This window comes from Trichococcus shcherbakoviae, assembly GCF_963666195.1.
Taxonomy (GTDB): domain Bacteria; phylum Bacillota; class Bacilli; order Lactobacillales; family Aerococcaceae; genus Trichococcus; species Trichococcus shcherbakoviae.
In genome coordinates, this window is record NZ_OY762653.1 from 1,285,962 (window position 1) to 1,302,384 (window position 16,423).

A 16,423-nucleotide genomic window follows, 5' to 3' on the forward strand; every position below is an offset into this window, starting at 1 on the left:
ATAAAAAAACAGCCGGAAAACGGAAGTTCGATAGACGAACTCCGTTTTCCGGCTGGTTTATTTTGTTGAAATCAATTGATTTGCCTTCACTGTTGCGCAGTTATTAAAAAACTTGCACTTCAGATTCAGTCGTTTTTGTATGAACAGCAATAGTCCACATATTTCTCGACAATCATCTTGAAGGATGAGTTTGCCGGAACAACATAGCTTTGGCCTTTGCTGTAAAGCGTGTATTCCGCTTCACCCGGCAACATAACCGACATATCGCCACCCAGGACTTCCATTATTTCCTCTGCATCAGTGTTGAATTCGTACTCGCCTGCCAACATGAAGCCAAGTGTCTTTTTCTCTCCGCTTTCGAACAAAACCGTTCTGCTGGTAACTTTCCCATCAAAATAAACATTTGCTTCCTTGATTACTGTAACGTTTTTGAATTCCATTCTATTCTCCATTCTATTTCCTCCATTTGCTTGATTATTTTATGTTTTTCTTGCACGTGTAACCTATTTCCTCAGTATCTTCTCCATGGCCTTCCCCTTAGCCAGCTCATCGACGAGTTTATCCAAGTAACGGATTTTTTGCATGAGCTTGTCTTCGATCTCTTCGACGCGGTATCCGCAAATGACACCTGTGATAAGCGAAACTTTAGGGTTCAACTGGGGTGCCTGTGCAAAAAAAGTTTCGAAATCAACTTTGTTTTCCAACTGTTGCTGCAGAGTCGCCTCATCATATCCGGTCAGCCAGAAAATGATTTCATCGACTTCTTCTTTCGTGCGGCCCTTTTTCTCGGCTTTCTTGATATACAACGGATAAACGCTGGCAAACGACATTCCAAATATTTTCGTATTTTTCATGGGTGCTCCCTTCTGAATCTTCCTGACGCTATTTTTGGTACTTATGATTTTCATTATGCCATAAATCGCAGAAAAGCTCATCATTTATCAATAAGAAAAGCCGCAAACACATCATCAAATGGATGTGTTTGCGGCTTACTTTCTGATATACCACTTTTGGCTTATTTTACGAAATGAACCCCTCGCTCATAAACAGCAACATGAAGCCGCTGATCAAAAAGCATAATAAAGTGACGAAAGATCCTACCGAAACTTTGCCCATTTTTATTTTTGGCAAAAATGTATATTTCAATTTTTCTCCGCCTACTTAACCTTATCTAATGATGCCCGATGTTCGTCCATTCCAAAACATCATACTGGTTCCAAACGTTTTCTCCCGCCACTGCGACAGTGCCGTCTTTTCTCAGTCCGAATGTATTCCCGCCTGCGGAAATGGCTATCATATCCTTCCAACCGGACACATCGCATTGCCCTTCTTGGTTGTATCCTGTTGCAACGACCGTGCCGTCCGACTTCAAGCCCACTGTATGATGAGCTCCTGCTGCTACGGCGATGATATCCGTCCATCCCGATACGTCCCCTTTTCCATAGCTGTTTTCTCCCGCAACAATGACGGTCCCATCCATCTTCAAACCGACAGCATGCGAATCCCCTGCAGAAAGAGCCACGATATCCGTCCAGCCGGAGACCGCAATTTGGTTGCGATCATTTCTTCCCGTAGAGACAATATTCCCATCCGATTTCAACCCCAATGTATAGCCATTTCCCGCGGATACGGCAACGATGTCTGTCCACTCCTGGACATTGCCTTCCCCATTTTCGTTGTTTCCGGTTGCGATCACCGTTCCGTCTGACTTCAAGCCCACCGTATGGCCGATTCCGGCTGATATAGCCACAATGTCTTTCCAATCCGAAACGGCGCTTTCTCCGCTGAGGTTACTCCCAGTTGCCAACACTGTACCATCCGATTTCAGGCCTACCGTGTGATAGGCTCCCGCTGATACAGAAACAATATCCGTCCAATTTCCGACATCACCTTGCCCGGCTTCATTCCAGCCTGCAGCAACGACCGTGCCATACCTTTTCAGTCCTACCGCATAGCCCCCGCCCGCGGAAAGGATTTCCTGTTGTGTAAAACTTGAGGAAAGCGGAAGCGTCAGCATCTGACCGATGTAAATCAGATTAGGATCATTGATTTGATTGGTTTTTACAAGTTGATCAACTGTCACGCCATACCGGAGCGCGATTTCGGAGAGCGTATCCCCTGATACAACCGTATACTTCATCCCGAGTGATTGCGAGGAGTCCGCAACAACAGCGGATGCTGTCGGAATGACGATTTTTTGACCCAACCGGATTAGTCTCGGCTGGGCAATATCATTCAACTCCACAAGCTGCCGCACGGTCACACCGTATTCGAGAGCAATTCTGTACAAGGTATCGCCCGCTTTGACTGTATAAATGAAATTCTCTTGCGTTGCATTTTGTGATTCCACTGCAACGGTATTTGGCGATAGCATGCCGAAAAGGAACATCCCTGAAAAAAACACAGAGACAGCCAATCTACGCATCCATTGCAAACAAACCCGCATTTTCCTCTCCCTCATTTCCGAACTACAAGAAATGTCAGTGTCAAAGCGGAAAACCCGTCACTATAGGTTTTCCGCTCAGTCAATCCTCTTTACTCTTTTGGGTCATTCCTGTGAAATTATCAGAAACAACAGAGTATAGCCGCTGAATATCTATTCAAACTGCTTCTTGTTGCTGCCGTCGAGGTTGACCCTGTAAGCAGCCCCTGAATATTCGCCGTAGTAAATGTATTCGCCGTAAATGTCCAAGATATTCCACATTTTCACTTTATTCATTTTGGCTGCTGCAGTCCCATCCAGATTTGCCCTGTAGAGCCAACCGTCTTTACTGTAATAGAGCGAATCACCGTCTATAGCTGTAAAAACACCCTCCGCAAGCTTTGTATGCGCGGTACCATCTGTTCTCATCCTGTTTACGTTCTCATATTCCCCTTTTTCATTTTTCTCGCCGTAATAGATCCAGTCTCCTTCGACTGCGTATATGACTACGTTTTCTGATAGTTTCATAACCTCAGTGCCGTCAGTCTTCATTTTGAATAAACTTGTTCCATCCACATAATAGATGCTGTCACCTGACACCTTCATATCGCCCTCAAAAGAGCTGATGTCAGCTATCTTGGTCTTTTCAGTGCCATCCGTTTTTGTCTTATAGATGCTTCCCGGTTTAGTGCTGTAGTAGATCCAGTCTCCCGACACTTCGAACCCGTACGAGCTTTCTTTGCCGACATCCACAACATTAGCCGCCCCTGTACCATCTGTTTGAATCTTGCTGACACCGCCATTCATGCCAGAGGAATAGATGGTATCCCCCTGAATTACCATATAGCCGCTCCCAAAATTATCAGCGACCTTGGTCTTTCCGGTCCAGTCAGTTTTCATTTTATACAGGGCTTCTTCGTTATTGTCTGTGTAGTATATCCAGTCCCCGCTCTGTTTGACCATACCTATAGACACGGTTTCTGATGAGCGACAACCAGTCAGCAGTGCCACGCCCAAAATGATCATCATGAGTAAACCTATATTCTTTTTCATGAGTGTCCTCCTTTTCTGCTCCAACTCACAGCCACGCGCGCACCAGCTTCAAACATAGATCAATCACACTTCTTGCATCAGCATTTCCATGAATTCCTCCCCGGTCATGGTTTCTTTTTCGAGCAGATATTTTGCAAGTTCATGCATTTTCGGTAAATTTCCCCGGATGATTTCCTTGGCTTTTTCATGGGCGAATTTGATGATGCGCAAAACCTCATCATCAATTTTCGCGGAGGTTTCATTCGACACGAGCGAGGTTACATCCGTTCCCAGATAAGGATTATTGATCGTTTCCAAGGCCATCATATCGAATTTTTCACTCATACCGTAGCGCGTGACCATGGCCCGTGCAATAGCCGTTGAAGCCTCTATGTCATTTTCCGCCCCGGACGTGATTGTATTTAAAATGACTTCCTCGGCAGATCGTCCGCCCATGTAGGTGACGATCTTGTTCAGGAACTTTTCCCGGCTCATAAGAATCTGGTCTGTCTCTTCCGACTGCATCGTATAGCCGAGGACCCCGGATGTCCTTGGGATGATGCTGATTTTATTGACTGGTGCGGAATCGGTCTGTTTTGCGGCAACGATCGCATGGCCGATTTCATGGTACGCTATCGCCAATTTGTCTTCTTTCGAGAGGATCGCATTTTTCCGCTGGTATCCGGCCAATATGATTTCCAACGCATACTCCAAATCGGATTGATTGATCTTGCTGCGCTCTTCTTTTATGGCATGGAGAGCGCCTTCATTTATCAGATTGGCAAGATCGGCGCCGGAGCTGCCGGGTGTATCCCTGGCGATCTCCTTCAGATCGACATCTCCATCCATTTTGACGGATTTTGCATGAACCTCCAGAATCGCTTGCCTCCCGGCAATATCCGGCAACTCAAGCGGAATGCGCCGATCAAACCGGCCGGGCCTCAGCAGCGCTTTGTCCAGAACTTCAGGTTTGTTCGTTGCCGCCAGGATCACCACACCTTTTTCCGAGGAAAAACCATCCATCTCATTCAATAATTGGTTGAGCGTCTGGTCCCGCTCATCATTTCCGGTAAAGCCCGCCACATTCCGGCTCTTGCCGATCGTATCGATTTCATCAATGAAGACGATGCAAGGGGCTTTTGCCTGCGCTTGATTGAACAGATCCCGCACCCTCGCAGCTCCCACGCCGACGAACATCTCCATGAATTCTGATCCCGAAATAGAGAAGAAGGGAACCCCGGCTTCTCCCGCGACCGCTTTTGCAAGCAGCGTTTTACCGGTCCCCGGAGGTCCGACAAGCAGAATCCCTTTTGGCATCTTCGCCCCGATTTCCCGGTATTTTTGGGGATTGTGCAGAAAATCGATCACTTCCCAAAGTGCTTCTTTCGCTTCGTCCTGGCCTGCTACGTCCGCAAATGTTTTTCCTGTTTCAGATGCAGCATAAACCATGACATTGCTTTTGCCGAATTTCATTTCGCTGCCGCCGAGCCCTCCGACTCTTCCCTGCAGCCTGCGCATCATGAATCCCCAGAAGACATACAATAACGCCAATGGCAGCATCCAGATCAGGAAAAAATCAACAATCGGCGAACTTTCTTCAACAATCTCTTTTTCAAACTTTGCTTCAGTAAGCAGCAGTCGTTCAGTAAGCTGTGGATCCTCCATTCTGCCGGTGATGAAGGTGCTCTCTTCACCTTCATCGTCCAGCGCTGTGAATTCTATCCGGTTTTCCTCCACCAGAACCGACTCGACACTGCCTTCTTCAAGCATTGTAACAAACGTCTTATAATCCACTTCCGTTACCGGATTTTCCTGAAGACCGGGAAAAACGAAAAAATTCAGCACAATCAGAAAAATTGCAATTGTCACAGCAAAATTCAGCCATTGTTTATTGAGCTTCGGGGGCATCTTGGATTCCATCAGCTTATTCCTCCCCTTCTAAAAAGAGAACATTCCGTCATCCTTATTATCCCAGAAATATAGGATATTACAAAAAATTATGCAGTCTTTGAAATAAGTGCTCACCAAATGATCAATCGCATCTCATGAAACCTTTTTATAAACGTTTTTAGTTTTTGTTTACAATTATGATGATGAATTGTATAATCGTTTACATAACAAAAAGGGAGGAGGATGGGGTTTTATGATTGACAACAGCACTCTAGCAGAATTACAGAACGGTTATCGATTTGATCAGCATGCTAAAAGCTACGCCTGCTTATTTTGCCGCCAAACCTACCAACAGGGCATTATCTACCCTATGGGAGAGGTGCTTTATGAAGCGGAAAAGGCTATGCTCCTACACATACAGCAATCGCATGGGTCCGTTTTCGAAACACTGATTCAATTAGACAAAAAATATACAGGATTATCTGACATTCAAAGGGAAATGCTGCAGCTATTCCATAAAGGGCTGTCCGACAAGGAAATATTGGAGCGGTCTTCATCGGGAAGTATCTCGACCATCCGGCAACATCGATTCAAGCTGAAGGAAAAGGAAAGGCAGGCAAAAATTTTTCTTGCTCTGATGGCCAACCTGGACAGCGGCAGAGTACCCATGAAAGATAGCCCTATTCACAAGGAGGAAATAATAGTGGATTCACGCTATGGCATTAAAGAAAATGAACGGGAAAAAGTACTGCAAACCTATTTTAAAAACGGATTAGATGGGGCAGTGGATATTTTTCCAAGCAAGGAAAAACGCAAAATTATGGTGCTGCAGCATATTTTGAAGCGTTTTGATCAAACTAAGAAATATTCTGAGAAGGAAGTCAACGACATCATTAAAACGGCTCACGATGATTATGTGACCGTGCGTCGCTATTTTATCGAATATGGATTTATGGATCGTAATAGCGATGGCTCGCAGTACTGGGTTATCACTGATTAACGTTTTTTCAATAGCTGTTGAATAAAACGGTCAAAAGAAATCAACTTTTCTTCGGTTCTTTTTTTGAAGAAAAGTTGATTTCTTCTTTGTATTTGATGAACTTTATTTTTTATCCTACATATTAATAAAAGAGCCATCACCTTCAATAGGTGCTGACTCTTGAATGGAAAAAAATTAGCTTTTCCCGATGTTATTCTGTAAAAAGAAGAAAAACACTAACATTTTATGAATGCTATTCTTCCAAATAAGAAATTTCTTTTTGGACGGCTACTTTAGTGCCGCCAAACTCCTCCGCGATATAATCCTGTACTTCTTCACTGTGGTACAGCTCAGCCAATTTCAAAATATCAGAATCATCAGCATTTTCTTTTTGCGTCACCAGAATATTGATGTTGTTTTTGGTGTCCTCGCTGACTTCCTCGTAATATAATGAATCTTCCAATACGTTCAATCCGCCTTCGAGAGCAACGGAATTACTGATTAAAGCAAGATCGACATCCGCCAAAACACGTGGTCCGGTGGTGTCATCAATTTCCACAAACTCAAGATTTTTCGGATTTCCCACAATATCAGCGGTGGTCCCCAAAGCGTCAAAGTCATCCGTCAGCGTCAGCAAACCGGCTGCCTGCAATAACAATAGCCCCCGCGAGGCATTTGAAGGGTTGTCCGCAATGGCAACAACGGCTCCATCAGGAATTTCTTCAAGAGTCGTGTGTTTTTCAGAATAGACGCCCATCGGTTCGAGATAAGTAGTCGCAAATGCCGTTAATTCTGCTCCTGTTTGCTCGTTAAAGGATTGCAGATAAGCCCATGATTGGAAGGCATTCACATCCACTTCCTCATCGACAGTTGCCGTGTTCAGTTGAGGACCTCCATCAATGTCCTTTACCTCAAGCGTTAGCCCTGCTTTTTGAGCGGCTTCAGACTCTGCGATGTATTCCCATATCTGTGCATCCGATGACTGCGACCCGATCGTGATTACCTTGGATCCAGATGCAGCAGCCTCCTCTGTTGAGGATCCCGTGGCGGAATCCGCCGTGCTGCCGCATCCCGCCAATAATGTCAACAGCGACGCTGCCGTCAGTAAACTTTTCCATTTATTATTCAAATATATCTCTCCTTTTCTTTTCAATTCATCGTCATGCCGCCTGTAACGTTGATAGCCTGGCCGGTCATATAGCTGGCTAAGGGACTCGCAAGGAACAAAACGACATTCGCTACATCTTCTGGCTGTGCTGTACGCCCTAGCGGTACTTGCGAGCAATCTTCAGCATATATTTCATCGGCAGTCATACCCCTGATCAATCCACCTTTGACCCTTTCACGGTGCTTCATATCCGTTTCCACGATTCCCGGGCAGACGGCATTCACAAGGATTTTGTCTCTCGCCAATTCTTTAGCCATGGTTTTCGTTAATCCAAGGACAGCATGTTTTGAAGCCACGTAGGCACCCATTGCCGTGTAGCCATTTTTGCCCGCTTGGGAAGAAATTTGAATGATGCGGCCGCCTTTTTTAGCTTCCTGCATGATTTTCCCAACTCGTCTGGAAGTGAGGAATACCCCTTTTGCGTTGACCGCCATCACCTTCTCCCAATCGGAAACAGAGCTGTTCACAACATAATCCATCGTGGAAGTTCCGGCGCAGTTCACTAAAATATCCACAGTTGAAAAGTGTTCCAGACTATTCTTGATCCAACGATCGACAGAATTCTCATCCGCTACATCCAATTGCGCAACGGCCAAACTATTAGACACAATTTCAAATTCCTTTTCGTTCCCCAAATCGCCCGAAACGACGGTAGCACCGGCTTCCAGAAAGCGCCTGACGATTCCTTCTCCTATTCCGGTTTTCCCTCCCGTAACCAAAGCCACTTTTCCTGACAGATCTATCGAAATCACGCAGAATCCTCCTCAAGATGCATTCAATCTCTAAACATTTCTTTACTGCTGTAAAGCAAACTCTGAGATCCCTTTTCGCTCAAATGGGTCGCGGCTGATACCTTTCTCCAAGACGATTTTCGCATATTCTTTCGCGGAAAATAACGAGTGGTCTTTATAATTTCCACAAGAGATAGGGGAAACTGCCGGCACATCCTCTGTTTCCAGGACGCGTTGCAAAGTTTTCTCTAACGCTGCCGCTACTTTTTCAGTTTCATGCTCATCCCAAAGGATCATGTAAAATCCGGTGCGACAGCCCATCGGTGAAATATCAATAATGCCTTCAAGTTCATCGCGCAAGTACGTTGCCAATAAGTGTTCTAACGTATGCAATGCAGCAGTCGGTAACGCATCTTCATTTGGTTGCAAGAAGCGTAAATCATATTTTTGTACTGTGCTGCCCTTCTCGTTATGCTCAACCCCTGCCGCTCTTACATAAGGCGCCTTCACCAAATTGTGGTCCAATTCAAAACTTTCTACTTTTGCCATTTTCTATTTCCTCCTAGTAGTTTATGTTTAGTCTCGCTATGCTTTACATTCTGGAAGTCTTAAATTTTCAAAATATATAGCTTTATTTCAATTCATCTGGAATGAACCAATAGTTATCTGTATTGACCTCATTCAAATGCGCTTTGAATTCATCTGAGCGATAAGCTTCAACAATAGCTTCTGCCCAATCAGTTTCTTCGTTACCGCTGTCCACAATGGCATGCAGAACCAACTGCGGCAAAATGTCTTCATTCAATAGGCTGTCATTTGAACTCAATCCAGCTGCATATAAAATACTGCCAGGAATTACCCCATAACTTACATCCGATAATGATCTTGGGATTTGTGCCGAACTCATCTCAACTATTTCTAGATTATATGGATTTTCAATGATGTTATCTTTAGTGGAAGCCATTGGTTCAATACTCTCATCAAGCTTGATCCAGCCTGCCTTTTGCAGAACCAAGAGCGCTCTCGCCGTGTTGGAGGCATCATCCGGAATAGCGATTATATCTCCATCTACAACCTCATCAATTGAGCCTTTCGTGGCAGAATGTATCCCTGTCGGAACAGTAGGTATTGGTGTGATTGCAACCAATTCAGCATTCGCCTCTTTATTGAAGTTATTCATGTATGCCAAATGCTGGTCGACATTCACATCGATAGCCCCTTCTTGCAACGCGACATCTACTTGGCGCACCTCCGTAAATACCGTTTCTGTTACTGTGTATCCTTGATCTTCCAAAATAGGTACAATACCATCCATGAACAATTCACTATAAGGACCAGGTGAGGTTCCAATAGTAATATCTTCTTTTGTTTCCTCGGATTCCGTCTGCGCTGCTGAACTGTTGTCATCAGTTGCAACGCCCGTATTCCCGCATCCAGCTAAAGTCAATAAACTTACCATTGAAAGTGCCATAAGTGTTCGCTTTTTTATCATCTATATCCCTCCAACATTTTCTGTGTTCCAAAAAATTATCTCATTGTTGCTAAAACATAGTTTAACACCCAAGATACATCATCGGATAATATCTAAAACCGAACACGTTTGATAGCAAAATTCGCATGCTGAATATGCAAAGCAGGAATTTATTCGGTGCCTGTTGACCATCTTCTCTGTACAACAACACTTTAATCATCAACTCCGGGAGTAAGCGCTCCATTGGTGTTGCCTTACTGTTTTAGGCCGTTTGCTCCGACCACATCGGCTTGTCCGGAGAACAGTGAAGGCCGCCTCTTTTCGAGACGACCTGACTTTGAAAGCTTTATTCTTTTATGGCACTTCAATCAGGAAGTCGCACGCAGTAATTCTGCATCGCCATTGTACGCCAATGCTTTTGCGCCTTCTTCGCCGGTGCTCACGCGGATGACATTTTCAATATCATAGATAAATATTTTCCCGTCGCCGATATTCCCTGTATAAAAAGCTTTTCTGGCAGCTTCAATCACTTTTTGGAGCGGCACTTTGCTGATCACGACTTCCACCCGGTCTTTAGGCAGCTGATCCGCATCGGTTTCTACGCCGCGATAATAAGTTGTATGCCCTTTTTGCACACCGTAACCGAACACATTCACGACCGTCATGCCGGTGACGCCGATGCCATTCAAAGCTTTTTTCAGATGATCGAATTTGCTTTCATTGATCAAGATTTTCACTTTGGTCATTTTGTCAGTTTTATGCGCCTTGTTGCCCAGAGTTGCTGTCGCGTGACTTTCCACGACAACGGCTTCATCCATGGCGACTACTTCTGCACCAAACTGCTTTTCGGGGAAATGGATGGGCTGGCCGGAATGGCAACAGGTTCATGCGCACCAACTGCAAGACCTGCAGCGCTGACCGAACCATAAGCCGTTTCGCCGTGCAAGGAATGAATGACAAAAGAAACGACGGCTGAATAGGCAGTGACCGCAAGGATGCTGACGATTTCAGCTATCAGCAATCCAGCATTTCCGTCAACCAAGCCGCCTGTTATATCCGGATTGATTGTGGATGTCGCGAAAATCCCGGCTGAGATTCCACCCCAAATTCCGCCGACTCCATGACAGCCAAAAGCATCGAGTGCATCATCATAGCCGAATCTTTTTTTCAATTCAGTGACAGCGAAGAAACACAGGATCCCACCGACGAACCCGATAAGCAGCGCTGAGAAGGGGCTGACATAACCGGCACTTTGCGTAATCGAGCCAAGCCCGGCGATGATTCCGCTGACCAAGCCTAATGCAGTCGGTCTTTTGTGCAGGACCCATTCGCACATGAGCCAGGTGAATCCCGCCGCAGCTCCGGATACAGTCGTTGTGATGAAGGCATTCATCGCAATGCCGTTCATGCTGAGCGCACTGCCAGCATTGAAGCCGAACCAGCCGAACAGCAACAAGCCGGCACCAATCATCGTCATCGGGATGTTATGCGGTCGGACAGAGTCTTTGTTAGTTCTTTTTTCGAAAAAAATCGCAGCCACAAGTGCTGACATGAATAACCGTTCCGCCTGCGAAGTCGAGAACGCCCATTTCACGAATCCAACCGCCATTGCCCCATACCCAATGCGCAATCGGGTCATAGACCAAGGTTGACCAGAGCAACACGAAGGCAAGGTACGCCGGGAATTTCATTCTTTCCGCAACGCTTCCGGAAATGATTGCAAAAGCCAATTGGAACATCATGAATAACTGATGTGGGATTGTCGGAGCATAATCTACAGGGGCGAAACCAACATTTTTAAGAAACGCAAATGAAAAGTCGCCGATGATTGAATTATCTCCTCCGAATGACAAGGAATAACCTAAAAGTATCCATTATATAACCACAACTACAATAGCTGCATAACTATGCATGGATGTGCTCAGAACATTTTTTGCCCTGACCATCCCTCCGTAAAATAAAGATAAAGCTGGGGTCATCAGCAAGACCATTACCGTTGCGAGGAACATGAAAGTCGTGTCCGCCATATTGATTTCCATTTAATTGATCTCCTTTGCTTGAATATTTCTGATTTGTTCTTGACTATGGAGCAAATTATATAGTCAAAAAAGAAGATAGTCATTCCGATACTCACAACTGATGGGACTATATGTTACATACTGTTGGTATTTTCCGAAAATAAACGGCACCTTTCAGAAAAGCTTCTCCGCTTGCGGAACAGACACTATAACGATAGCTTTCTTACACTGCATCCCCTTATTCGTGCGGTTTCTGCTTTGTGAACAAGCTCACATTGTTTGTCACTTACCGGCAGGAACAACAGGTCAAAAACCTTTTCATATCAACCTTTATAGCTGATTCTATCAATAAAATGGGGAATTTCAGAAAAAGTGGGAATTTGCTGATCAGGTGATTTTGTCGAGCACCCCGTTTTGAGACTTTTCCCGAATAAATCACTTCGGCATGAGAGTAATTCTGCTCATGGACGTCAGCTTTTACGGAATTTAGGTTGAAACGGCGAAATAGTGCTGCCTGATCCCCCTACAAAAGCGGTGCTGAAATAATCGTTATTGTTGATTTAGATCAAGTCTATTTTTGTGAATCCATACTATAATAAAACCATCAAACTTCAGAAAGCAGGAGTCCGTATGTCCAATCAATCAACCTTTAGCCAGGTAAAGGAAAGCATCTTTCCAACACTAGAGCAATATGTGCCGATCGTAGCCCGCGTCCACGGAGAAAATCACCCGGAATTCCATGAGGTCCACAGGCTGTTCAACGCAATCATCGAGAAGACCCAAGCAGCCGGATCAGAAAAACTCGACTTGAACGAAGAATTCACCCAATTGCGCGCCGTTTCGAATGACTACACCGTCCCGGATGATGTCTGCGAAAGTTACGAAGCCGTCTATCAGATGTTGGCGGAAGCGGACAAAGCCTACCAAGATTAAATTGAAACTATAGCAAGCTGAACAACTCTAAAATCATTACTTTTCTATAGAAGCTGCTTCCCGATGTAACCAGTATAGTTTTAAATATCCATACTTTTTTCAAGGCAGCCTGATATCATATCCTAGGCTGTCTTATTTGTGTTAAAATATTGATAATAAACCCAATCAGAAAATGATGTTTGAATTTTATTATCACTTTAAATTCAAGAGCCTTCCCTATCCGTTTAGTAGAAATGAGGAGAATTTCATGAAGAAAAAACTAGTACACGTATTTTTATGGATTGTTTCTGTCATAATAGCTACAATAGTTGTTCCTCCCTTAATTGATGCCAGTCCCTTATTCGAAACCACAACGAACAAATCCTCCGAAACGGCTCTACTGCGGGAGCAATTGGTGGAAATGTCGGAATTGACAACATTGAAGTATGAGTACAGCAATGTGATCATCAGCCGGACAGACAAAAATTTTTCTTTTTTTGACCTGCCTGATTTCAAATATGCAGAGGCCATCCGGCTCATTGAATATTCCGGCTATCTGAAGGCTGGGACCGATCTAGCAAAAATGGAACTAGACATTGATGAAGCATCCAATAAAGTGTCGGTCAAACTCTCAAAATCCCAAATTCTGGATAATGTCATCGAGACTGAACATATGACTGTCGAAGACGTCAAAGGAACTATCTTTTCTGACTACCCCACTCAGACCGTTATTGACGAAATCAACACCCATAAAAAACAACTTGAAGAAGAAAAAGTCAGTCAGGGGTTATTGGAAGAAGCAGACGCGAACGCTCAGTCATTTTTCACTTCCGTTTTGAACTCCCATGGCTATGAAGTGTACATCGAGTTCTACTGAATAAAAATTCAATACTTAACACGAAAAAAATCGCATGAAACGCAACAATCAAACGTTGCTTTCATGCGATTTATATTTGCGCAAAAATGTTATTTTATAAGCAAAACTCAATTTGCAAAGGCGCTTAACCCTTCATAGCTGTTGTTATGGATCAGATCGGATTTCAAGTAATCGATGATTGATTCCGGAATTTCCACGCCTTGAGACTTGTTTCTCTCATAGCGCTCGTTGGATCCTTGACCAGGGTAACGGACATTTGAAAAGCCTTCTGTTGGTTTGATGGCGTTCAATTCTTCCATCGTTTGGCTGATTTGTTGTCTGAAAGTATCAGCATCCCCGAAACGGGCTGGATCGAGGATAATGTAGAGTTGTCCCAGATTGCGGCCGGTATGCAGGTCATGGTACATGGAACTGACGTGTTTTCCGAAAGGCAAGTTCATCAGGACACCCGAAAAAATGTCGACCATCATCATCAGTCCATAACCTTTAGGACCGGCGATGGGCATCAATCCCCTCACCGCATGCGGATCGGTTGTTGCTTTTCCATTTTCATCAACAGCCCAATCTGCTGGAATTTCACGGCCTTTTGAGCGCGCATCCAATATTTTTCCCCAGGCTTGCACGGTGGTCGCCATATCAAAAATCAGCGGCGTATCGGTTGCACTTGGCGCACCAAAACCGATTGGATTGGTCCCGTAGTAGACTTCTGCACCGCCAAAAGGCACTGCCATCGGGTCGGACTGCGTCATCGCTATGCCGGCTAAACCTGCTTCGGCGATTTTGCGCAAATAGTAGGATAAGGTACCCGTATGCCCGCATCTCGACACGCCAACTACCGCCACACCGGATTCTTTCGCCATTTGGATGGCTGGTTCCAAGGCTAAATTCGCCACGTACTGTCCTTGTGCATTGTCCCCATGGAATACGCCGGAGCTTTCCCCGGTTTTTTCGAATCTGATTTCAGGCTCTAGAGTGATGCCGCCTTTATTGATACGTTCTGAATAATACTCCACCCGGACGGCGCCGTGGGAATGGACACCGCATAAATCCGCATAAACCAAATGGTTCGCGGTCTCGGCAGCTTGGACTTCCAGCAAACCCGCTGCTTGGAGTTTGTTTTTGATCAATACATGCAACTCATCCGGAGTCACTTTGATCAATTTTTCTTCCGACATGAATGATTCCTCCTTTAATGTTCACTAATGATATCTAGGCTTATATGTTGGTATTCACTAAATAATCTGCCCACGCCTCACCATAAAGCGCTACCATTTTATAAGATTACAATATCATAAGAAAAATCGGATAGATTTAGCTGAAGTGCACAAATTGCCTATGGTTGCTTGGACGTTATGAATGAATGGAAAAATGCGTGATCTGCATGTGCCCCTCAATCGGAGCCTATGCAGATCACGCATTATTATTTCTTACAGTTTCCAGTAAGCCCGCGCACTGTTTAGCCACGCGCTCCATATCCAGAAGCTTGAATGTCTGAATGATATCCGTCAGCTTTTGGGTATCCTCCTGTTGCTGCATGATGCCGATCAACTCCTTGAAGAAAAGCAACATGGCATGTTCATACATCCTGTTGTCCGATGTAGAAACAGTCTTTTCCAAATCATCATAGTAGAACAAGCTCTTCTCCAGATTATTTTTCTCCAGTTGCAACACCAGGATATTTGAAATGAGGGAGAATAGTTCGTTTTTATACCGTTTCATCTGATTGAACTCTGTCATCTTCTCCTTGGCTCTAGCGTACACAGCATCCACTGCATCCTCCGGAAAGAAATCCAAGGCGTTGGTGAACAAAACCAATTCATAATAATGCCATGTCTCACAATGAAAAAGGTAGTTTTTTATGACCGCCAACTCTTTATGCGGGAATGGCAGCTCGCTGAGGTTACACCTCAGCAGATGGATAATGCTCGCATGGTGCAAATATTTGATTTGGGAAGTTTCATCAAAATGATTTCTGGACGCTTCCTCTAAAGCCGCCAACCTTGGTATATCCTTTGCGTAGTAGGCTTCTGAATAAGCGCTGATCATCATAGTATCCGTATTCGCTTTGTTTCCATCATACAGGAAATGGAATTCCTCCAAAGACAGATTTAAATTCTCAAGGATCTGAAGAAATTTCTCGGCAGTCGTATCGCTGTGACCTTTTTCAAATCGCGATATGGCAGGCCTGCTCAGTATACCTTTGTAAACTTCTTTCGATTTCAGATTCTTGTTCTTCCGAATCTCACCTAGTACTTCTCCGATTTGCATCAACACCCCACCTTTTTGTTCCGTATTATTAACATTTATACTATTAACAGTATAACTAGTTTACACTAAATATGTAAACAAATAGGAAGTAGGGATAGGAGGTAATATATTATGAATTTTTGGAAATGCATTGATTTCATTTTTTATTTTTCTTTAACACTTTTGATGATTAATGACTATTTTCCTGATTCGTTCCTATTTAATTTAATTCCCATAAAGTTAAATTTATGGATCATCTTAAGTTTGTACCTTTTATATATTCTATCAAAACGATTCCGCCGTCCCAAAAATACAGACAATATAAATGGGCAGATACTGTCAATAATCTATTTGTTCTTCGTAATGCTCTTGCTGACCGCTTTAGGCGGGAAATCCGCTTCGGGTATAGGTTTAGGAAACATTGGTGTTTGGGTAACTTTAGGTATTTCTCTTGGAGAAATTTTTACGCAGAAACGTAAATCAGAATGAAAAGCAAGCAACGTGCGATGCCTTTTCGCAGGTTGCTTGCTTTTCTTTTACAAGGTTTTCTTACTGGATTCTCGGAAAATTTTAAACAGAATTTAGGCTGCTGAATAGAAGGTGATCATAACAATCCAACTCCAGATTTCATATTGCAGATTACATCGAAGGCTCACCTTACTCTGTGATCTGAGGC

General features: G+C 44.2%; 16 protein-coding genes and 1 pseudogene. 4 read left to right on the plus strand and 13 right to left on the minus strand.

Annotated elements, in window-relative coordinates; all coding sequences use genetic code 11:
* Positions 1-125: 125 nt before the first annotated feature.
* The 5 genes from ppnP to ftsH all read right to left on the minus strand — a co-directional run bounded on the left by ppnP (position 126) and on the right by ftsH (position 5,374).
* Positions 126-452: a pyrimidine/purine nucleoside phosphorylase gene (gene ppnP / locus ACKPBX_RS05955; RefSeq protein ID WP_319996289.1), complete on the minus strand. Its 327-nt coding sequence runs from the start codon at positions 450-452 to the stop codon at positions 126-128.
* A gap of 51 nt (positions 453-503) precedes the next feature.
* Positions 504-854: a DUF2200 domain-containing protein gene (locus ACKPBX_RS05960; protein WP_086989144.1), complete on the minus strand. Its 351-nt coding sequence runs from the start codon at positions 852-854 to the stop codon at positions 504-506.
* A gap of 317 nt (positions 855-1,171) precedes the next feature.
* A complete protein-coding gene (locus ACKPBX_RS05965; RefSeq protein WP_319996290.1) occupies positions 1,172-2,446 on the minus strand; it encodes a LysM peptidoglycan-binding domain-containing protein in 1,275 nt (424 codons plus the stop codon).
* Positions 2,447-2,596: 150 nt separating this feature from the next.
* Complete coding sequence (locus ACKPBX_RS05970; protein WP_140185542.1) at positions 2,597-3,475, minus strand: DUF5050 domain-containing protein; 879 nt, start codon at positions 3,473-3,475, stop codon at positions 2,597-2,599.
* Between the two features lie 63 nt (positions 3,476-3,538).
* Positions 3,539-5,374, minus strand: coding sequence for an ATP-dependent zinc metalloprotease FtsH (ftsH, locus tag ACKPBX_RS05975; protein ID WP_319996291.1), 1,836 nt, complete (start codon positions 5,372-5,374; stop codon positions 3,539-3,541).
* A 223-nt stretch (positions 5,375-5,597) separates the two neighbouring features.
* Here ftsH and ACKPBX_RS05980 point away from each other — a divergent pair, with 223 nt between their 5' ends.
* A complete protein-coding gene (locus ACKPBX_RS05980) occupies positions 5,598-6,344 on the plus strand; it encodes a DUF2087 domain-containing protein (protein ID WP_319996292.1) in 747 nt (248 codons plus the stop codon).
* A 232-nt stretch (positions 6,345-6,576) separates the two neighbouring features.
* Here the strand turns inward: ACKPBX_RS05980 and ACKPBX_RS05985 are convergent, their stop codons facing one another.
* The 6 genes and pseudogenes from ACKPBX_RS05985 to ACKPBX_RS06010 form a co-directional block, all read right to left on the minus strand.
* A complete protein-coding gene (locus ACKPBX_RS05985) occupies positions 6,577-7,452 on the minus strand; it encodes a MetQ/NlpA family ABC transporter substrate-binding protein (protein WP_319996293.1) in 876 nt (291 codons plus the stop codon).
* A 20-nt stretch (positions 7,453-7,472) separates the two neighbouring features.
* Complete coding sequence (locus tag ACKPBX_RS05990; RefSeq protein ID WP_086628921.1) at positions 7,473-8,243, minus strand: SDR family NAD(P)-dependent oxidoreductase; 771 nt, start codon at positions 8,241-8,243, stop codon at positions 7,473-7,475.
* A 42-nt stretch (positions 8,244-8,285) separates the two neighbouring features.
* Complete coding sequence (locus tag ACKPBX_RS05995) at positions 8,286-8,771, minus strand: S-ribosylhomocysteine lyase (protein ID WP_319996294.1); 486 nt, start codon at positions 8,769-8,771, stop codon at positions 8,286-8,288.
* 82 nt (positions 8,772-8,853) lie between these two features.
* On the minus strand, positions 8,854-9,714 hold the full coding sequence (locus tag ACKPBX_RS06000) for a MetQ/NlpA family ABC transporter substrate-binding protein (protein ID WP_086628923.1): 861 nt from the start codon (positions 9,712-9,714) through the stop codon (positions 8,854-8,856).
* 347 nt (positions 9,715-10,061) lie between these two features.
* Positions 10,062-10,511: a P-II family nitrogen regulator gene (locus ACKPBX_RS06005; RefSeq protein WP_319996295.1), complete on the minus strand. Its 450-nt coding sequence runs from the start codon at positions 10,509-10,511 to the stop codon at positions 10,062-10,064.
* A gap of 5 nt (positions 10,512-10,516) precedes the next feature.
* Positions 10,517-11,732, minus strand: a pseudogene (locus ACKPBX_RS06010) (ammonium transporter).
* A gap of 609 nt (positions 11,733-12,341) precedes the next feature.
* Between ACKPBX_RS06010 and ACKPBX_RS06015 the strand changes: the two are divergent.
* Positions 12,342-12,644: an iron-sulfur cluster repair di-iron protein, ric gene (locus ACKPBX_RS06015; RefSeq protein ID WP_319996296.1), complete on the plus strand. Its 303-nt coding sequence runs from the start codon at positions 12,342-12,344 to the stop codon at positions 12,642-12,644.
* Positions 12,645-12,891: 247 nt separating this feature from the next.
* Positions 12,892-13,500 (plus strand): DUF4230 domain-containing protein, encoded by a 609-nt coding sequence (locus ACKPBX_RS06020; RefSeq protein ID WP_319996297.1) that lies wholly within the window; start codon positions 12,892-12,894, stop codon positions 13,498-13,500.
* Between the two features lie 107 nt (positions 13,501-13,607).
* On the opposite strand, the gene allD is transcribed toward ACKPBX_RS06020, so the two are convergent.
* Both allD and ACKPBX_RS06030 read right to left on the minus strand, forming a co-directional pair.
* Complete coding sequence (allD, locus tag ACKPBX_RS06025; protein WP_319996298.1) at positions 13,608-14,675, minus strand: ureidoglycolate dehydrogenase; 1,068 nt, start codon at positions 14,673-14,675, stop codon at positions 13,608-13,610.
* A gap of 235 nt (positions 14,676-14,910) precedes the next feature.
* Positions 14,911-15,768, minus strand: a complete 858-nt coding sequence (locus ACKPBX_RS06030; protein WP_319996299.1) for a helix-turn-helix domain-containing protein — start codon at positions 15,766-15,768, stop codon at positions 14,911-14,913.
* A gap of 111 nt (positions 15,769-15,879) precedes the next feature.
* Here ACKPBX_RS06030 and ACKPBX_RS06035 point away from each other — a divergent pair, with 111 nt between their 5' ends.
* Positions 15,880-16,236 carry a hypothetical protein gene (locus ACKPBX_RS06035; protein WP_119093294.1) on the plus strand — a complete coding sequence of 119 codons (357 nt, stop codon included), beginning with the start codon at positions 15,880-15,882 and terminating at the stop codon, positions 16,234-16,236.
* Positions 16,237-16,423: the final 187 nt, after the last annotated feature.